Genomic DNA, 17,980 nt, shown 5'->3' with positions numbered 1-17,980 from the left:
CTTCGCTCTCCAAGACGGGGGCGCCGCTTGCCGGCAAGCGGCGAAAACAATGCACTACACTTGGCGAAAGGATGAGAAAAGCATGAGCAATGAGAGATTAGACGAACTGCGGGCGCGAGTCGATGAGATCAACTTGCAGCTGTTGAAACTGATCAATGAACGGGGGCGGCTCGTTCAGGAGATCGGAAAAATTAAAGAAGCGCAAGGGACGCACCGCTACGATCCGGTGCGCGAACGGAAAATGTTGGATCTCATTTCCGAGCATAACGATGGGCCGTTTGAAACATCGACGCTGCAGCACATTTTCAAGGAAATTTTTAAAGCAGCGCTCGAGCTGCAGGAAGACGACCACCGCAAGGCGCTCCTTGTCTCGCGGAAAAAGCATCCGGAAAACACGATTGTTGAAGTGAAAGGCGAGCGAATCGGCGACGGCAACCAATATTTCGTCATGGGCCCGTGCGCTGTGGAAAGCTATGAACAAGTCGCTGTGGTGGCGGAGGCCGTGAAAAAACAAGGGATCAAGCTGCTGCGCGGCGGCGCCTACAAACCGCGCACGTCGCCGTACGATTTCCAAGGGCTCGGCGTGGAAGGGCTGAAAATTTTGAAACGGATCGCCGATGAGTTTGATTTGGCGGTCATCAGTGAAATCGTCACCCCGGCGGACATTGAAATCGCCTTGGACTATATTGACGTCATCCAAATCGGCGCGCGCAACATGCAAAACTTTGAGCTGCTTAAGGCAGCCGGCCAAGTGAACAAGCCGATTTTGCTGAAGCGCGGCTTGGCGGCGACGATTGAAGAATTCATCAACGCCGCTGAGTACATCATGTCACAAGGAAACGGGCAGATCATTTTGTGCGAGCGCGGCATCCGTACGTACGAGCGGGCGACGCGCAACACGCTCGACATTTCGGCTGTGCCGATTTTGAAGAAAGAAACGCACTTGCCGGTGTTCGTCGATGTCACCCACTCAACGGGGCGGCGCGATCTGCTCATCCCGTGCGCCAAAGCGGCCTTGGCGATCGGCGCCGACGGCGTCATGGCCGAAGTGCATCCGGACCCGGCCGTCGCCTTGTCCGATTCCGCCCAGCAAATGGACATCGCCCAATTCAACGAGTTTATGGAAGAAGTGCGCGCGTTCCAACGTCAGTTTGTTCAGGCGTAAGACGATCCCCTCGGTTGTTGCCCGAGGGGATTTTTTGATGAGATGGCGAGTGTTGGGGCAAACTACCCGTGAACGGTTTGTGAACAAACCGGCAAAATGGTTGCGATTTCGTTGCGAGTTGGCGATAATGTATCGTATGATAGTTGTACATACATTCGGAATTTGACCGGTTATCGGATCGAGCGAAAAGGAGTGAAACAACATGACGGTAACGATTTATGATGTGGCGCGGGAGGCGAACGTCTCGATGGCGACCGTCTCGCGCGTCGTCAATGGCAACCCGAACGTCAAACCGTCGACGAGAAAAAAAGTGCTTGAGGCCATCGAACGGCTCGGCTACCGCCCGAACGCCGTGGCGCGGGGGCTCGCCAGCAAAAAAACGACGACGGTCGGAGTGATCATCCCGGATATTTCGAGCATTTTCTTCGCCGAACTGGCGCGCGGCATTGAGGACATCGCCACGATGTACAAGTACAACATCATTTTGAGCAACTCCGACCAAAACAAAGAAAAAGAGCTGCATTTGCTCAACACGATGCTCGCCAAGCAAGTGGACGGCCTGTTGTTTATGGGCGGGACGATCACCGATGAGCACGTCGCCGAATTTCAAAAGTCGTCGGTGCCGATCGTGCTTGCGGCGACGATGGGACCGAACGAGATTCCCTCGGTCAACATCGACTATGAGCAGGCGGCGTTTGAAGCCGTGACGTATTTGCTGGAAAAAGGAAACCGCCGCATTGTCTATGTGACCGGTCCGACCGATGACCCGATCAACCAGCGGAAGTTGGCGGGGTACCGACGCGCGCTTGAAGAACACGGCGCGCCGTATGAGGAAGAGCTCGTCATTGAGGGCGACAACTCGTACGACTCCGGCTTGGAGGCGTATGAGAAAATCACAGAGCTTGCCGAACGGCCGACGGCGGTGTTTGCTGGCACGGACGAAATGGCGCTCGGCATCATCCACAGCGCCCAAGACCACGGGGTGCGCGTGCCGGATGAACTGGAAGTCGTCGGTTTTGACAACACGCGATTGGCGACGATGGTGCGGCCGCGGCTGACGACCGTCGTGCAGCCGATGTACGACATCGGGGCGGTGGCGATGCGGCTCTTGACGAAGTATATGAACAAAGAGCCAGTGGACCACCATATCGTTGTCTTGCCGCACCGGCTTGAAGTGCGGGAGTCGACGAAATGAAAAAAGCTGGCCTCAACACGGGGGCCAGCTTCTTGCTTGCTTTGCTCCATTTCTTTTTTGACAGCTGCAATCGCCTTGCAGTCGGCCCGTTTTTCGGTGAAAACGGAAGTTGACTAGGAAAACAGGACGTAGAAATCCATTGTTTTCTTTAAATGAAAAAAAATCAAGTCCCCGCCCGGCGTTGACTGCGAATGAAATACAACGCCTTTTCCACCGTTTGCGCATTTTTTTCGCTGATCTCCGCCTTGCGCGGGATCGGGGGATACAAGTCATCCGGGTCGTCCCACTCAAGCGGAAGCGCGACGGGTGAAAGCGGTTGCCAACGTTCGCGCCACTCATCCGGCAGCGGGCCGGACACATCGGCTTGTCCCGTCATCTCGAGCCAAAGGAGCGCCCATGCCCGCGGCACGACGCGCCAGATGTCATAGCCGCCGCCGCCGACGGCGATCCAGCGTCCGCCGCAATATTCATGCGCGATTTCGTGCGCGAGTTTCGGAATGGCGCGGTAGGTTTTCATCGTCACCGACAAATGGGTGAGCGGATCGTAATAGTGGGCGTCGACGCCGTTTTGCGTCACGATGACGTCCGGGCGGAAAAAGTCGGCGATTTCCCGAAGCGCGGTCGTATAGGCGGCGATCCATGATTCGTCTTCCGTGAACGCATCAACGGGAATGTTGAACGAATAGCCGTAGCCCGCGCCTAAGCCGCGCTCGTTGACATTTCCGGTCCCTGGGAACAAATAGCGCCCCGTTTCATGAATGGAAAACGTGCAAACGTTCGGATCGTCGTAAAACGCCCATTGCACCCCGTCGCCGTGGTGGGCGTCCGTGTCGACGTACAACACGCGCAGTCCGTATTTCTCCCTGATGTATTGAATGGCGACCGCGCTGTCGTTGTAGACGCAAAAGCCGGATGCTTTGCCGCGGAAGCCGTGGTGCAGACCGCCGCCAAGGTTGAGCGCATGCTCGGCCGCTCCGGAAAGAACCGCGTCGACGGCGGTGAGGGTGCTGCCGACCAAAAGAGCGCTCGCTTCGTGCATGTTTGGGAAAATCGGCGTATCCTCGGTGCCAAGGCCGTAGTTTTGCGCCGCCGCTTCCGACAGCTCGCCGCGCCCGGCCGCTTTCACCGCCTCGATGTAGGAGCGGTCGTGAATGAGCGCCAGCTCGTCATCGGTCGCCATGCGCGGGGCGACGATCTGGCGGTCTTCGAGCGCGCCGAGCGTGCAAAGCAAGTCGTATGTCATTTTGACCCGCAGCTGGTTGAACGGATGGTCGTCATGAAATTTGTACTGAAGAAATTGCTCGCTATAGACGAATGCGCAGTTTCGGCTCATGACGTAACCCCCGGCAAGTTCGGCCATAGCACGTGATAGCCGGCGTTTTGCAAATCGCGGATCAATGGAAGCGGATTCATCGTCTGCACGCGGAAAACTAAAATTTTCTCATTCGGATCCGGAGCTGGATACACCAAGACGCTGGCGATGTTCACATGGCGCTCGCTGATGATGGCCGCCGCTTTGCTTAACATGCCGGTTTCGTTCGGCACTTTGATCTCGATTTGCGACCCCGGCTGGTGAACGCCGGTCAATTCAATGAACGTGCGGAGCAAATCCGTTTGCGTGATGATGCCGACGAGTTTCCTGTGATTGACGATCGGCAGACAGCCGATTCGGTGTTCGTAAAAGAGCGCCGCCACCTCCTCGACGAAATCGAGCGGATGGCCGACGATGAGGTCGGTTTTCATAATCGTGCTGACCGGTTTTTGCAAGTCTTCAAGATGTTCATGAAGATGGAAAATGGACGGGCTCGCGTCGCGCAAATCTTGGCTCGTCACAAGCCCCAGAAGACGTCCTTCCTCGTCGACGACCGGCAGATGGCGGATGCGGTGATGTCTTAGCAGCTGCAGCGCTTCGGCGATTGTATTGGTGGCGCGAAGCGTGATAACCGGTGCTTTCATCACTTGTTCGACAAGCATCGTTCTCCTCTCCCCTTTGTGCGTGGCATTTTATGCGCGCCGCCCGCAACCGGCAAGGCGGGCGCAAACGTCCGGACAGCTGAGAATTTCAGCTAGTACATATAGCGGTTCATAAACCGAAGCCGGTCGAACCGTTGAATCGATTCGGCGTCGACCCGTTTGCCAATGCGGACCATGAGGCAGTTCGCCGGATGGGAGCAAATTTCCGGGTCGTCGGTCGCATACCAGACGAGCCCGCCGGCGTTCATCATTTTCTCCATCACTTTTCGGTACTCCCATACGTTCAGCCCCGTGCCTTTTAAATCCCAATGCCAGTAATATTCAGTTGTAATGATGATGTAGTCTTCCATGGCGTCGTCCATCATCGAGACGATCAATAAATTTTTTCCGACGCCAAACCCGCGGAACTCCGGAATGACTTCAATGGCGCCAAGCTCGAGCAAATTTTCCATGTTCCCTTCCGACCAACGCTCAAGCGGATCGGGATACAAAAACGTCACATATCCGACAATCACCTCGCCGCGGCGGGCGATGATGATCCGCCCTTCCGGCAGCTTGGCGATTTCGATCAACGCTTTGTGCTGTTTGGCAGGCGGGCGGAAGGAAGTGAGGTCATGGTGGAATTCGTAGCTGGCCAACGCTTCCGGCGTCACCGGCCCTTCGATGAGGAGCGTTCCTTTCGGGGTTTTCAGCTCTTTGGCGTTATACGTTTTTTTATGTTCCATTCGTCCACCACCTGAATTGGTCGTTCTGCTTCCATTATACATAAAAACGGCGCCGGCTGGCGCGGTTCAAAAAAATTTCAAAAAAGTGGGGACGAGGAATATTTTAAAAATTGAGAAATGGTTTTCAATCGACTATAATAGAAATGTAATCACTTACATAAGGGGGATCGGAGAATGAACACAGAACGGCTTCCTGTCATACAAGGGGACTACAATTTGAAAAACTACGAAGAAACATATAAACAGTTTCAATGGTCGGAAGTGGAGAAAGAGTTTTCTTGGCATGAAACGGGCCGAGTCAACATGGCGTATGAGGCGATCGACCGCCATGCTGAGTCGTTCCGTAAAAATAAAGTGGCGCTCTATTACCGCGACGCGGTGCGGAACGAGAAATATACGTTCAAAGAAATGAAAGAGATGTCCAATAAGGTGGCGAACGTCTTAAAACAGGCGGCGGACATTCAGAAGGGCGACCGTGTGTTCGTGTTCATGCCGCGTTCTCCGGAACTGTACTTTGCGGTGCTTGGGATCATTAAAACCGGCGCCATCGTCGGGCCGCTGTTTGAGGCGTTCATGGAAGGAGCGGTGCGCGACCGTCTTGAAGACAGCGGGGCGAAGGCGATCATTACGACGCCGGAGCTTCTGCCGCGCGTGCCGGTCGGCGATTTGCCGGAGTTGAAGTACGTCTTTTTGGTCGGCGACGGCATTGTCGAGGAAGGGCCGTACATCGATTTGAAAAAGCGGATGAATGAGGCAAGCAAGCATTTCGACATCGAATGGGTCGACCGCCAAGACGGCTTGATTTTGCATTACACATCCGGTTCGACCGGCAAGCCGAAAGGCGTTTTGCACGTCCATAACGCGATGATTCAGCACTATCAAACGGCGAAATGGGTGCTCGACTTAAAAGAAGACGACATTTACTGGTGCACGGCTGACCCGGGGTGGGTGACCGGGACGTCGTACGGCATCTTCGGCCCGTGGCTGTGCGGAGCGTCAAGCGTCATCGTCGGCGGCCGCTTCAGCCCGGATGCTTGGTATCAAACGATCCAAGATTTCGGCGTCACCGTCTGGTACAGCGCGCCGACGGCGTTCCGCATGCTGATGGGCGCCGGCGATGAAGTCGTGAAAAAATATGATTTAAGCTCGCTCCGCCACATTTTGAGCGTCGGCGAGCCGCTCAACCCGGAAGTCATCCGCTGGGGGATGAAAGTGTTCGGCCGCCGCATCCATGATACGTGGTGGATGACGGAAACAGGCGGGCATCTCATTTGCAACTACCCGTGCATGGAAATCAAGCCGGGATCGATGGGGAAACCGATTCCGGGCGTTGAGGCGGCGATCATTGATGACCAAGGAAACGTCTTGCCGCCGTACCGGATGGGCAACTTGGCCATCAAAAAAGGCTGGCCGTCGATGATGAAAACGATTTGGAACAACCCGCAAAAATATGAATCATACTTTATCGGCGACTGGTACGTATCCGGCGATTCGGCCTACATGGATGAAGACGGCTACTTCTGGTTCCAAGGCCGTGTTGACGATGTCATCAACACATCCGGCGAACGCGTTGGACCGTTTGAAGTCGAAAGCAAGCTCGTCGAGCATCCGGCCGTTGCCGAAGCCGGCGTCATCGGAAAGCCGGATCCGGTGCGCGGGGAAATCATCAAAGCGTTCATCGCGCTTCGCGAAGGGTACGAGCCGTCCGAGGAGCTGAAAGAAGACATCCGCCAATTTGTGAAAAAAGGGCTTGCCGCTCATGCCGCGCCGCGTGAGATCGAGTTCCGCGACAAACTGCCGAAAACGCGGAGCGGGAAAATCATGCGCCGCGTCCTAAAGGCGTGGGAGCTCAACTTGCCGACCGGCGATTTGTCGACGATGGAAGACTGATGAGCGAAAAGCGTCTGGAACATCCGCTGTTCCAGGCGCTGTTGTTCTTTTCAGACTGGGGCCGAAGCGGGGCGGCTGCAAAGACGGTGATGGAACGGAAAACGCGGCCAACAGCGTGATTTCTCCATTTGAAAAACTTGATACATGCCCGTTTCCTCTTCGCTTAAGAACCATCCATTTGGCGAAAATCCCCATCTTCACAAAACAAGAAAGGGTGTCCCAACAAGGATCGGGACACCCTCTTTTCGATCACCATATATACGCGCCAACTCTTTATTCAAAACGAATGGCATCTTCTAAAGAAAGCCAATCAAAGAAAGACAATCTTTTGGGTCAGCTCCTTGTCACTCCACGTCACCCGACGGCGGGGGAGAAGACGGCTCGCCGCTCTTTTGATGACCGGAATTGGGCGGCGAGGCGGACGGCAGCGAAACGAGGTTCGACGGCGCCGATTCCTGTCCGGCGATGTCCACAGCAGTGACGCAGTACGCGGCGCCCGGCTGCAGCGGCGAAAACGAGGCTGCCTCGTCCGCTTTAACAGCGGCGGCGAGGCGTCGTTCCCCCGTTTCGTTCACTAGATAGACGCGGTAGCCGATGACATCCGGCTCGTTATGGCGATTCCAGACGAGCTTGCCCCCTGCAAGCCGAGCGGCGGGTGGAGCCGGTGGACGGCCGTTTTCCTTTAATGTGGAGACGAGCGATGCATCGCCTGCCTGCCCTTCGCCGTTGATCCCCCAATCGGCGAGAAGCTTCGGATTCACGATCACTTCGCGAGTGACAAACTCTTCCGGCGTCGTCTCAAGCGCCACATAGCGGCGTCCGCCGATGACGACGACCCGGCTTTCCATCACTTCCTCGCCGCTTCCTTCCCGCGGTGCAAACTTCGTATTGTACAGATCGTAACGGACGAGCCCGGCTTTTTCGCACGCGGCCGACGGGCTGAAGCCGCTCGCGGCGCAGTAAGCGCGGCGGACGATGCCGCCTGGCATGAGAAACCGCTTCGGCGGAGCGATGAGCTTCGGGTTTTCTTGATAGGCAGCATTGATCAACCGCGCCCATAACAGCTGGGTGCGCTGGCTGTAGGAAAGCCCTTTGTAGCGGGACTCAAGCGGCGCCGGCCGGTCATAGCCGATCCAAACGCCGAACGTGACGTTCGGATTGACGGCGATAAACCACGAATCGCGCTTGTCTTGCGATGTGCCGGTTTTTCCCGCCCAATCGGCGGAAAAGGTCAAGTAGCGCGGCACCGACGAGGCCGTTCCGCCGTGAAGCACATCGCGCATCATATCGATCATCAAGTACGACGTTTGCGGCGAAAACACCGGGACGGGTTTGCTTTGATGTTTGTAAACGATCTTTCCGTTTTTGTCCACAATCTTCTCAATCATGTAAGCGTCCACGAACGATCCGTAATTGGCGAACGTCGCATAGGCGTTGACGTTTTCCTCGACCGTGACGCCAATGTGCGTCCCGCCGATCGCCAAAGCTGGATTGGCCTCTTCTTGTTTGGCGACGCTCGTGACCCCCATTTTATGCAAATAGTCGATCGGATGGCGGGATCGAATTCTCATATACGTCCGAACAGCCGGAATGTTGAACGATTGCTGCAAGGCATAGCGCGCCGTGACGAGCCCGTGCGTTTTTCCGTCCGCGTTTTTCGGTGTATACGAACCGATCGAAAGCGGCAAGTCGGGAATGATCGTCGCCGGCTGGATGACGCCCATCTCCATCGCCGGCGCGTATACTAAGAGCGGTTTCATCGTTGACCCGTTGGACCGGTGCGCCTGGGTGGCGTGGTTCAACTGCTCGCGCCCATAATCGCGGCCGCCGACGAAGCTGATGATTTTTCCCGTTTTGTTTTCGATGAGCATCGCCCCGACTTCGACCGGTTGGCGATGGGGGATCATTTTTCCTGTTTTCTTGTCTTTGGTGTAATACACATTGTCGCTTCCGTAATACGGGTAGCGGGCGGCGATGCGCTGCATTTGTTCATAAATCTTTTTGTCGATCGTCGTATAAATCCGATATCCGCCTTGGCGCAACGCTTTTTCCGCCTCGCCGAGGTAGCGGCGGAAACGAGCGGGGTCGCGCTTCACCTCTTCCGGCTTATAGCCGTCGCGCTTGGCGAACGTCTCGGCGAGCACCTCTTTCGCCCGCCGCTCAATCTCCATCGTCAAAAACGGATATTGTTCAAACGGCGACGGCTTCGGGGCGGCGAAATGCTTCGCCACATCATAGGAAAGCGCTTCCTTATACTGTTTTTCCGAGATGTAGCCGGCCCGTTTCATCCGGTACAGCACCGTTTTCATCCGTTTCAATCCCGCCGAGAGATCCGATTTGACGCTGCCGTCAGCGGCAAACGGGGTGTAGACGAACGGGTTTTGCGGCAGTCCGGCCAAAAACGCCGCTTGAGCGAGATTCAACTCTTTGGCGTTGACGCCAAAGACGCCTTGGGCCGCGGCTTGGATGCCGGCGATGTTGCGCCCTGAAGAATTGCGGCCGAACGGAACGACGTTTAAATACGCCTCTAAAATGTCTTCTTTGGAAAAAAATTTCTCCAGACGAAGTGAAAGCAGCATTTCTTTCGCCTTCCGCTCAAACGACACCTCGTTCGTCAACATCTGGTTTTTGACGAGCTGCTGCGTAAGCGTGCTCCCGCCGCTTTTGACCGGCGAGTTGGTCAGCTCTTGAAACACGGCGCGGATGACGGCCTTCGGAACGACGCCGTCGTGTTCATAAAAATGTTCGTCTTCGGTCGCGATGATCGCCTGCACGACGTATGGCGACACCTCGGAAAGAGGCACCGCCTCGCGGTCAAGGTCGGACCGGAACCGCCCTAAATATACGCCGCCGTCAAAGTACATGTGGCTCGTTTCGCCGTAATGGTAAATCTCCTTTTTCATCTCGTCGGGCGAGGGAACGGGCATATCTTTGACCAAAAAGGCAAAATAGCCGGCGCCGGCGCCGATGGCAAAGCAGACAAGGCAGAGTGCGACGATGAGCAAAATTAAGATGACGTTCCAAACCACATCGTATGTAAGGGAAAAATAATGCCACGCTTTTTCAAGAGAAATGGAAAGTTGGTTTCGCTTCATGCCAGCCCCCCCTATGCGGCAAGTCATTATATATCAGTATACCATAGGAAGGGGAGGCATTGTGGAATTTTGCCGATTTTTCGCCGTTTGTGCGAAAAGCGTTAGAGTTGACAGCGAGCGCATCGCTATGGTAATAAGAATGTATATATTTCATATGAGAAAGCGATGATGGGAACAAGTAGCGGCTGTCTCCCTGGTGCAGAGAGCTGGCGGACGGTGCGAGCCAGTCCACAGGCAGGCGTGAATTACCTCCCTGAGCAGCGATGGCGAACGTTTTTGGCACCTAGTAGCCATCCGCCGGCCGGCGCCGTTATCCAAATGAGTGAGAAAGCACCATGCTTTCTAAGTAGGGTGGTACCGCGACGAACACTCGCCCCTTCATCACGGGCGGGTGTTTTCTTTTGCATGACATTTATAGAGAGGTGAAGGACATGGATTTGCTTGCGGAATTGCAATGGCGCGGGCTCGTCAACCAAACGACGGATGAAGACGGGTTGCGCAAGCTGTTGAATGAGGAGCGGGTGACGCTCTACTGCGGGTTTGACCCGACGGCGGACAGTTTGCATATCGGCAACTTGGCCGCCATTTTGACGCTGCGCCGCTTCCAGCAGGCGGGGCACCGGCCGATCGCCCTAGTCGGCGGAGCGACGGGGTTGATCGGTGACCCGAGCGGGAAAAAAAGCGAGCGCACGCTCAATGCGAAAGAAACCGTCGAGGCATGGAGCGCGCGTATTAAAGAACAGCTCGGCCGTTTTTTAGATTTTGAAGCGGACGGCAATCCGGCGAAAATCAAAAACAACTACGACTGGATCGGGCCGCTGGATGTCATTACGTTTTTGCGCGATGTGGGCAAGCATTTCAGCGTCAACTACATGATGGCGAAAGAGTCGGTGCAATCGCGCATCGAGACGGGCATTTCATTTACCGAGTTCAGCTATATGATGCTGCAGGCATACGATTTTCTCCGCCTGTACGAGACGGAAGGCTGCCGCCTGCAAATCGGCGGGAGCGACCAATGGGGCAACATCACGGCAGGGCTTGAGCTTATTCGCAAAACGAAAGGCGAGGCGCGGGCGTTTGGCTTGACGATCCCGCTTGTGACGAAAGCGGACGGCACGAAATTCGGGAAAACGGAAAGCGGCACGATTTGGCTCGATAAAGAGAAAACATCGCCGTACGAGTTTTACCAGTTTTGGATCAACACCGACGACCGCGATGTGATCCGCTACTTGAAGTACTTTACGTTCCTGTCAAAAGAGGAAATCGAAGCGCTTGAACAAGAGCTTCGTGAAGCCCCAGAGAAGCGGGCGGCCCAAAAGGCGCTTGCTGAGGAAGTGACAAAGCTCGTGCACGGCGAAGAGGCGCTCAGGCAAGCGATTCGCATTTCTGAAGCGCTCTTTAGCGGCGACATTGCCAATTTGACAGCGGCGGAAATTGAGCAAGGGTTCAAAGATGTGCCGTCATTCGTTCATGAAGGAGGCGACGTTCCGCTTGTCGAGCTGCTCGTTTCTGCCGGCATTTCGCCATCGAAGCGGCAAGCGCGCGAAGACATCCAAAGCGGCGCCATTTACGTCAACGGCGAGCGCCTTCAAGACGTCGGAGCCATATTAACGGCTGAACACCGCCTTGAGGGGCGGTTTACGGTCATCCGCCGCGGGAAGAAAAAGTATTATTTGATTCGCTACGCCTAAGAAAAAAGATCCGAAATGCATCGGCATTTCGGATCTTTTTTGCGCCTTAACGCGAGTAGAACTCGACGATGAGCGCTTCGTTGATTTCCGCCGGCAGTTCGGAACGCTCCGGCAAGCGGGTGTACGTCCCTTCCATTTTTTCCGGATTGAACGTCAAGTAATCCGGAATGTAGTTGTTCGCTTCGAGCGCTTCTTTAATCACTTGCAAGTTGCGCGATTTTTCGCGAACGGCGATCGTTTGTCCCGGTTTGACTCGGTACGACGGGATGTTGACACGGCTGCCGTCGACCAAAATGTGGCCGTGCGTCACGAGCTGGCGGGCTTGACGGCGCGTGCGGGCCAACCCTAAGCGATAGACGAGGTTGTCTAGGCGCGATTCTAACAAAATCATGAAGTTTTCGCCGTGTTTGCCCGGCATTTTGCCTGCTTCTTCAAACGTTTTGCGGAATTGGCGTTCGTTCACGCCGTACATATGGCGCAGCTTTTGTTTTTCTTGCAGCTGCAAGCCATATTCCGACAATTTCCGCCGTTGCCCCGGACCATGTTGGCCAGGCGGATACGGACGTTTTTGCAATTCTTTCCCCGTGCCGCTCAACGAGATGCCAAGGCGGCGGGAAATTTTCCACATTGGGCCAGTATAACGAGCCATTCGTTGCTCCTCCTTACGCTTTTATTCCCGTAAAATAAAAGCAGATGTGCGCCAACAATTATGGCCATTTTGTTTTCATGCATCCTCGCTCTCGCAGCTAAGAGTTACACGATGCACCTCGGCGGGTCGAGGAACAAAATGAACCATAAAGGTGGGCACAAAGGCTGCTATATTTTACACAAAGGCTATTATATGATTTTTAGAGGATAAAGTCAACATTTTGTTTCCCTTCTTCTCTATTTGTATGATATAATAAAAGATGCAATTTTTAGAAAAAATTTGTCATCCCATTCTCTCATTTGGAATGATGATGCCGGTTTGGGTGGAAAAGGCGATGAACAAGGAAGAAATGAAGCGGTATGAATCATTTAAACAAAAATTTTTCCACTGGTTTTTAGCGTTTCAGGACGATGGGCCGTTTTCGGCGGCGGCGGGCGAGTTGCTCGCGCTGCTAAAAGAAGAGCTGGCGCTCGAGCAAGCCGTTTTTTATTTGTACGACCCGGTGCGGGCTGCCTTTTATCCGGAAGCGGCCGCGGTTGGGACGCCGGACGCTGGGCCGATCGCGGCTGATGGAGAGCGGAAAGTCGCTGTTGTCGATGCCGGTGGGCCGCATATGGCGGCCCGGCTCTTTTTCATGCTTTCCGATGAGACGCCGGCGATGGTCGAGCTGATGTATCGAAAAGATGGCGGTTTTGACGAGCGGTTGTTGTGGGAGATCCGGACGGATTTGGCGCGATTGTTTCGGAAACTTAGCGCGGTGCTGCAAGGAGAGGGCGAAGAGAAACGGTATGGACAGCTGCATCACTTTGCCGCAAAAATTCATTCCTCGATGCATATCGATGTTGTGCTTGAAGAAATTATCCGCACGCTGCAAAACGTCTATCCATCATTCACCTACCACCTTCTGTTGTCGCATGACAACCATCTGCGCGGAAATTTGCCGATTAAAACGCTTGTATTGGATGAAAGGGAAAAACAGACGGCGGCGTTGCGGGCGTTTTTGACTGGACAAGTGCAATGCGAGGAGATGGAGGCGCCGCCGCGCTCGGTGCTGTACGCCCCGATTAAAGGGGTGCAGGCGGTGTATGGGGTGATTGAAATTATCGCCCCATACGCTGCGCCATTTCCAAAACGAGAGATTCATTTTATTTCGCTGCTGGCGAGCACGGCTGGAAGCGCGCTTGAGAACGCCAAGTTGTATGAACAGTCGCGCCGGCTTGTCGCCGATTTGCAGCTGATCAACGACACAATGCGCCAATTGAACGCCCGGCCGCGGCTTCATGAAGCCATTGAGTACATGGTATCGCAAATCCAACAATCGTTCGGCGCGGATGAAGTCGGTTTTTTCTTGTTTGCCGACGGCAAGCGGGAGCTTTTGCCAGGCAGCACGCCGTTTTTTTTCGACCATCGGTCCGAGCCCTATATCGAATGGGTGGAAAAGCGGCGCCAAAGCGGAAATGACATTTTATTTGCCGGTGATGTATGCGTGTCCGCTTTCGGTTCGTTTCGTTCCATCATGGCGGCGCCGATGCAGCAAAACAAGGAAACGAAGGGACTGTGCATTGCGCTCGCCAGCGAGCCATACCGATTTACGTTTGAGATGTTTAAGCTCTTGGAATCCCTCGTTCAACATTCAACGCTGGCGTTTATGAACGCGATGCTGCGCGAAGAGCTCGAGAAGATGGTAGTCACCGATTATTTGACAAAGCTGCATACGCGCCGCTACTTGGACGAGGTGATCCAAACATCCATGGGATCCGATGCATCCGGGGCGCTCATTTTGTTTGACATTGACAACTTTAAGCAAATCAACGATGTGTACGGCCATCAAACGGGCGATGGGGTGCTCGTCCAAGTGGCTGAGACGGTGCGCGCCAACATTCGCGATGGCGATGTGGCGGCGCGTTGGGGCGGGGAAGAGCTGGCGGTGTATTTGCCGAAAGTGCCGCTGTCTGACGCCATTTCGATTGCCCGCCGCATCACAGAAAAAGTCAGAGAACAAACGATTCCGACGGTGACCGTTTCGTGCGGCGTGTCATGGTGGGAGCGCCAAGGCTGCGAGGATGCAAAACAGCTGTTCAAACGAGCCGACGCCGCGCTTTATATGGCAAAAGAGACGGGAAAAAACTGCATTTTTGTGCACGATGACTGTCATTTGTATAAGGTGTAAAAAAAAGGAATCCGAGCAAGCGGATTCCTTCTTCGCGCTTGGTGCGCTTTTTTCGTCAGGCGGAAATGAGCACGCTGGCAAACTGCTCCAAGTAGCGGCGGTCGATGTCATCGAAGCGGTTTTTCACCGGGCTGTCGATGTCAAGAACGCCGATGACGCGGTCGTCTTTGATGAGCGGCACGACGATTTCCGATTGAGACGCCGCATCGCAGGCGATATGGCCCGGGAATTGGTGAACGTCTGGAACGACCACCGTCCGCCGTTTGGCGGCCGCCGTGCCGCACACCCCTTTGCCGAACGGAATGCGCACGCATGCCGGCAAGCCTTGGAACGGGCCAAGCACAAGCTCCTCGCCGTCTGCGAGATAAAAACCGACCCAATTGATGTCGGTGAAAAACTGGTTGAGCAAGGCGGCTGCGTTCGCCAAGTTGGCGATGAAGTTGGGTTCCCCGGAAATGAGCGATTTCAGCTGTTCGATGACGAGCGCGTAATTTTCTTCGCGTGTTCCGTTGTAAGCCATGGGACGAAACATAGAACTAGCCTCCTTTTTCATCATGGTTGGAGCAGGACTCTGGCCTCAACATCCAGCAGGATGCAAGCAGGGAAATGGCTGATTCGCCTATTTTATGACGGCTGCGGGCGGTTGTCAACCGAAAGCGCCTCGCGGTCCATCCTCTCCCGTCCTTGGTGCAAGTCGGCGGCGCGATGGGCGTCGGATCCGTAGACGATTGGGATGCCCCGCCGCCGCGCCTCGGCGATCACGCCGCCCGGCGGATACGGCTCAAGGCAGAGCGGTTTGGCGGCGCCGGCGCCGTTGTAGTCCAATTCATAGCCGAACTGCTTGATGTCATCGAGAATGGCAACAATCCACTCATCCATTGGTTCCAAGCATGGGAAACGGCGTTGGAACTTGCGCACAAGCGTCATATGGCCGATGCGTCTCGGTTTGTAGCGGCCAAGCTCCGTGCGGATCGATTGCAGCACCGTTTCGTAGTAGGCGCGGTGGACGCGTTCGACCGATCCGAACAAGCGGACGATGTCGGCGAACATATCTTCGCTGTAATCAAGGCATACATATTGCCCTTCGTGGGCCAAAAAGTGAACCGATAAAATGCTGTCGTCAAGCAGCGGGCCGACCTCGTCGAGCAGGCGGGTTGTTTCTTCCTCAAAGCCAGGAATAAAATCGACTTCGAGCCCGACACGGATGGCAATGTCGTTTCGGTAGCGGGCTTTCACCTCAGCGACGGCGTGCAAATAGCGCTCAAGCTGGCTAAGCTTCATCGAACAGTCCTGGTTGGGCGTTGGATCGATAAACCGCTCAGGAAGCGGGGCATGCTCCGTAAAGGAAATGTCGGTATAGCCCAGTTCGATCGCGCGCTCTACATAGGCCTCAAGCGGATCTTGGCTTCCGTGCGGACAAAACGGCGTATGAATATGCCCGTCGCGCATGATCGATTTTCCTCCTTTCTTCCTTATGTATCATAGCAAAAATAGAGAAGATTCTTGTAAAAAAAATAAAAATTTTGGTCAAAAAATGTCGTTAACATGGTATCATAAAAACATTGAAAAACATATATTTTTGCCTTCTCCGCTATTTTCGTTTGTTCGATAGAAGTAGCTTGAATGCAAGGAGGGCATCAGCGGATGGGAATGGCATGGATCGTTCTGCTCCTCGGAGCGGGGGCAATCATATATAATCATGTGTACCGGAAGCGGATGTACCGGGAAATCGATCGGCTCGAGGAATGGAAAATCAACTTGATGAACCGGCCGGTGCCGGATGAGCTGGCGAAAGTGAAACAGCTGAATATGACAGGGGAGACGGAGCAGCTGTTTGAACGATGGCGCCAGCAATGGGACGACATTGTGGCAGTGAAGCTGCCGAATGTGGAAGAACAGCTGTTTGACGCGGAGCGGCTGCTCGACAAATACCGCTACCGGCAGGCGCGCCGGCTGCTTGGGCAGATCGCCGACGGATTGCGTCGTCTTGAGGAAGAAGTGCATGAAATCATTCATGAAGTGAATGAGTTGATCGGCAGCGAGGAACAAAGCCGGGCGGAGATCGAGGAGCTGCGTGCGGCTCACCGGGAAGCGAAAAAGGCGCTGCTTGCTTACCGTTATACGTTCGGTTCGGCTGCCGACTTGCTTGACGTCCGTTTAACGGAAGCGGAAAAGCAGTTTCAGCGGTTTGCCGAATTGACGGAAGCCGGCAACTATTTGGCGGCGCGCGATGTGGTTCTGACACTGAAGGAAGAGCTCGGCCGGCTCACAGCCATGATGGAAGAAATTCCCAAACTTCTTGGCGAATGCCAAACGTCGTTGCCAGCTCAGCTCGCTGAGTTGGCTGATGGCTATCGAGAGATGGAAGAGCGCGGATACATCCTTGACCATTTGCACATGGAGCGCACGCTTCAGGAAAAACGGGAAAAAATCGAGCAATGTCTGGCCATGATCCATGAGCTGCGCATCGAAGAAGCGAAGCAGATTGTCGCTGAGCTGAAAGAAGAGATCGACGCGCTCTACGATTTGCTCGAAAACGAAGTGCTCGCGCATCAATATGTGCAAACGGAAATGCCGCGCCTCAGCGGCATGCTTCAGGAGCTCGCCGCCGAGGCGAAGGAAACCGAGGCCGAGGCGCTGTTCGTCCAGCAAAGCTACCATTTGGCGCCAAGCGACCTCGAAAAGTACCGGAGCATCGAAAAGCAGCTGCACCAGTTGCAAAAGCGGTTTTTTCTCATTCAAGACCGCGTTGCCGAGGCGAAAACAGCGTATTCGCTCCTGAAAGAGGAGCTTGAGCAGCTTGTGTCTCAGATCGACCTCATGAAGGAAGAGCATGAACAGTTTCGAACGATGCTGCAGACGCTGCGCAAAGACGAATTGATCGCCCGCGAAAAGCTTGACGGCATGAGAAAAACATTGGCCGAGGCGCTCCGCCTTGTGCAAAAAAGCCGGCTGCCGGGGCTGCCTGAACCGTATGCGCTTGAATTGGCGGAAGCGAGACGCAGCTTGCAAGCCGTTGCCGCGCGTCTTGAAGAAAAGCCGCTTGACATGCCGGCGGTCGACCAAGCGTTGGAGGAGGCGAAAGCGGCTGTGGAACGGTTGTATGAGCGGACGGTGGAAATGATCGAACAGGCGACGCTGGCGGAGCGGACGATTCAATACGGCAACCGCTACCGCCGCCGCTATCCAGCGGTCCGCAAAGGGCTGGAAGAAGCCGAATTTTTATTTCGCCATTATGATTATGAGGAGGCGCTCCGGCAGGCGGTGGCGGCCGTTGAAGAAGTCGAGCCGGGCGCGTTTGACCGTGTGCAGAAATTATGGCAGGAGGATAACAGCCGCGAACAGTGATAAACCACCCGATCACGAGTATTGATTATCCATTATTTTACCTAAAAAACACAGAATCATATGGCTGAACACAAGCTT

Annotated in this window: 13 protein-coding genes and 1 other annotated feature; of the genes, 6 read left to right on the top strand and 7 right to left on the bottom strand. The window is 54.8% G+C overall.

The genetic code is table 11. The features are described 5' to 3' along the window. Window positions 1–82: 82 nt before the first annotated feature. Window positions 83–1,165, top strand: coding sequence for a bifunctional 3-deoxy-7-phosphoheptulonate synthase/chorismate mutase (locus tag VU18_RS12270; protein WP_025039243.1), 1,083 nt, complete (start codon window positions 83–85; stop codon window positions 1,163–1,165). Between the two features lie 202 nt (window positions 1,166–1,367). Beyond that, entirely contained in the window at window positions 1,368–2,360 is a 993-nt protein-coding gene (gene ccpA / locus VU18_RS12265) for a catabolite control protein A (protein WP_023633315.1), read from the top strand. Between the two features lie 163 nt (window positions 2,361–2,523). Here the strand turns inward: ccpA and VU18_RS12260 are convergent, their stop codons facing one another. The 3 genes from VU18_RS12260 to VU18_RS12250 form a co-directional block, all read right to left on the bottom strand. Continuing rightward, on the bottom strand, window positions 2,524–3,693 hold the full coding sequence (locus tag VU18_RS12260; protein ID WP_011232283.1) for an acetoin utilization protein AcuC: 1,170 nt from the start codon (window positions 3,691–3,693) through the stop codon (window positions 2,524–2,526). Next, window positions 3,690–4,334 carry an acetoin utilization AcuB family protein gene (locus VU18_RS12255; protein WP_021322104.1) on the bottom strand — a complete coding sequence of 215 codons (645 nt, stop codon included), beginning with the start codon at window positions 4,332–4,334 and terminating at the stop codon, window positions 3,690–3,692. The genes VU18_RS12260 and VU18_RS12255 overlap by 4 nt, the downstream gene beginning before the upstream one ends. A 92-nt stretch (window positions 4,335–4,426) precedes the next feature. Then, on the bottom strand, window positions 4,427–5,059 hold the full coding sequence (locus tag VU18_RS12250; RefSeq protein ID WP_011232281.1) for a GNAT family N-acetyltransferase: 633 nt from the start codon (window positions 5,057–5,059) through the stop codon (window positions 4,427–4,429). Between the two features lie 174 nt (window positions 5,060–5,233). Here VU18_RS12250 and acsA point away from each other — a divergent pair, with 174 nt between their 5' ends. Continuing rightward, a complete protein-coding gene (acsA, locus tag VU18_RS12245; RefSeq protein ID WP_011232280.1) occupies window positions 5,234–6,949 on the top strand; it encodes an acetate--CoA ligase in 1,716 nt (571 codons plus the stop codon). A gap of 344 nt (window positions 6,950–7,293) precedes the next feature. Here acsA and VU18_RS12240 read toward each other — a convergent pair whose 3' ends face one another. Then, window positions 7,294–10,044, bottom strand: a complete 2,751-nt coding sequence (locus tag VU18_RS12240; protein WP_011232279.1) for a transglycosylase domain-containing protein — start codon at window positions 10,042–10,044, stop codon at window positions 7,294–7,296. A gap of 156 nt (window positions 10,045–10,200) precedes the next feature. After that, window positions 10,201–10,425 (top strand) — a binding site (T-box leader). 50 nt (window positions 10,426–10,475) lie between these two features. Between VU18_RS12240 and tyrS the strand changes: the two genes are divergently transcribed. Further along, a complete protein-coding gene (gene tyrS / locus VU18_RS12235; RefSeq protein ID WP_011232277.1) occupies window positions 10,476–11,735 on the top strand; it encodes a tyrosine--tRNA ligase in 1,260 nt (419 codons plus the stop codon). A 46-nt stretch (window positions 11,736–11,781) separates the two neighbouring features. On the opposite strand, the gene rpsD is transcribed toward tyrS, so the two are convergent. Beyond that, window positions 11,782–12,384, bottom strand: coding sequence for a 30S ribosomal protein S4 (gene rpsD, locus VU18_RS12230; RefSeq protein ID WP_011232276.1), 603 nt, complete (start codon window positions 12,382–12,384; stop codon window positions 11,782–11,784). A gap of 310 nt (window positions 12,385–12,694) precedes the next feature. On the opposite strand from rpsD, the gene VU18_RS12225 reads away from it, so the two are divergent. Continuing rightward, window positions 12,695–14,554, top strand: coding sequence for a sensor domain-containing diguanylate cyclase (locus tag VU18_RS12225; protein ID WP_021322106.1), 1,860 nt, complete (start codon window positions 12,695–12,697; stop codon window positions 14,552–14,554). A gap of 55 nt (window positions 14,555–14,609) precedes the next feature. Here VU18_RS12225 and VU18_RS12220 read toward each other — a convergent pair whose 3' ends face one another. Continuing rightward, window positions 14,610–15,086: a GAF domain-containing protein gene (locus VU18_RS12220; RefSeq protein WP_011232274.1), complete on the bottom strand. Its 477-nt coding sequence runs from the start codon at window positions 15,084–15,086 to the stop codon at window positions 14,610–14,612. 92 nt (window positions 15,087–15,178) lie between these two features. Continuing rightward, entirely contained in the window at window positions 15,179–16,003 is an 825-nt protein-coding gene (gene hisJ / locus VU18_RS12215; protein ID WP_011232273.1) for a histidinol-phosphatase HisJ, read from the bottom strand. Window positions 16,004–16,198: 195 nt separating this feature from the next. Between hisJ and ezrA the strand changes: the two genes are divergently transcribed. After that, window positions 16,199–17,902, top strand: a complete 1,704-nt coding sequence (gene ezrA, locus VU18_RS12210; RefSeq protein ID WP_011232272.1) for a septation ring formation regulator EzrA — start codon at window positions 16,199–16,201, stop codon at window positions 17,900–17,902. The last annotated feature ends 78 nt before the right edge of the window (window positions 17,903–17,980 follow it).

Source organism: Geobacillus sp. ZGt-1, assembly GCF_001026865.1.
In the GTDB taxonomy this organism is placed as follows: Bacteria; Bacillota; Bacilli; order Bacillales; family Anoxybacillaceae; genus Geobacillus; species Geobacillus thermoleovorans.
The sequence above is the reverse complement of the archived record's forward strand: the minus strand, read 5'-3'. Positions and strand labels throughout refer to the sequence as shown.

Excerpts from the sequence above, each read along its gene's own strand:
- hisJ (WP_011232273.1), bottom strand. The coding sequence starts at position 16,003 with ATGCGCGACGGGCATATTCATACGCCGTTTTGTCCGCACGGAAGCCAA.
- VU18_RS12270 (WP_025039243.1), top strand. The coding sequence starts at position 83 with ATGAGCAATGAGAGATTAGACGAACTGCGGGCGCGAGTCGATGAGATC.
- VU18_RS12220 (WP_011232274.1), bottom strand. The coding sequence starts at position 15,086 with ATGTTTCGTCCCATGGCTTACAACGGAACACGCGAAGAAAATTACGCG.
- VU18_RS12240 (WP_011232279.1), bottom strand. The coding sequence starts at position 10,044 with ATGAAGCGAAACCAACTTTCCATTTCTCTTGAAAAAGCGTGGCATTAT.
- tyrS (WP_011232277.1), top strand. The coding sequence starts at position 10,476 with ATGGATTTGCTTGCGGAATTGCAATGGCGCGGGCTCGTCAACCAAACG.
- VU18_RS12260 (WP_011232283.1), bottom strand. The coding sequence starts at position 3,693 with ATGAGCCGAAACTGCGCATTCGTCTATAGCGAGCAATTTCTTCAGTAC.
- VU18_RS12255 (WP_021322104.1), bottom strand. The coding sequence starts at position 4,334 with ATGCTTGTCGAACAAGTGATGAAAGCACCGGTTATCACGCTTCGCGCC.
- ccpA (WP_023633315.1), top strand. The coding sequence starts at position 1,368 with ATGACGGTAACGATTTATGATGTGGCGCGGGAGGCGAACGTCTCGATG.
- VU18_RS12225 (WP_021322106.1), top strand. The coding sequence starts at position 12,695 with ATGCCGGTTTGGGTGGAAAAGGCGATGAACAAGGAAGAAATGAAGCGG.
- rpsD (WP_011232276.1), bottom strand. The coding sequence starts at position 12,384 with ATGGCTCGTTATACTGGCCCAATGTGGAAAATTTCCCGCCGCCTTGGC.
- VU18_RS12250 (WP_011232281.1), bottom strand. The coding sequence starts at position 5,059 with ATGGAACATAAAAAAACGTATAACGCCAAAGAGCTGAAAACCCCGAAA.
- ezrA (WP_011232272.1), top strand. The coding sequence starts at position 16,199 with ATGGGAATGGCATGGATCGTTCTGCTCCTCGGAGCGGGGGCAATCATA.
- acsA (WP_011232280.1), top strand. The coding sequence starts at position 5,234 with ATGAACACAGAACGGCTTCCTGTCATACAAGGGGACTACAATTTGAAA.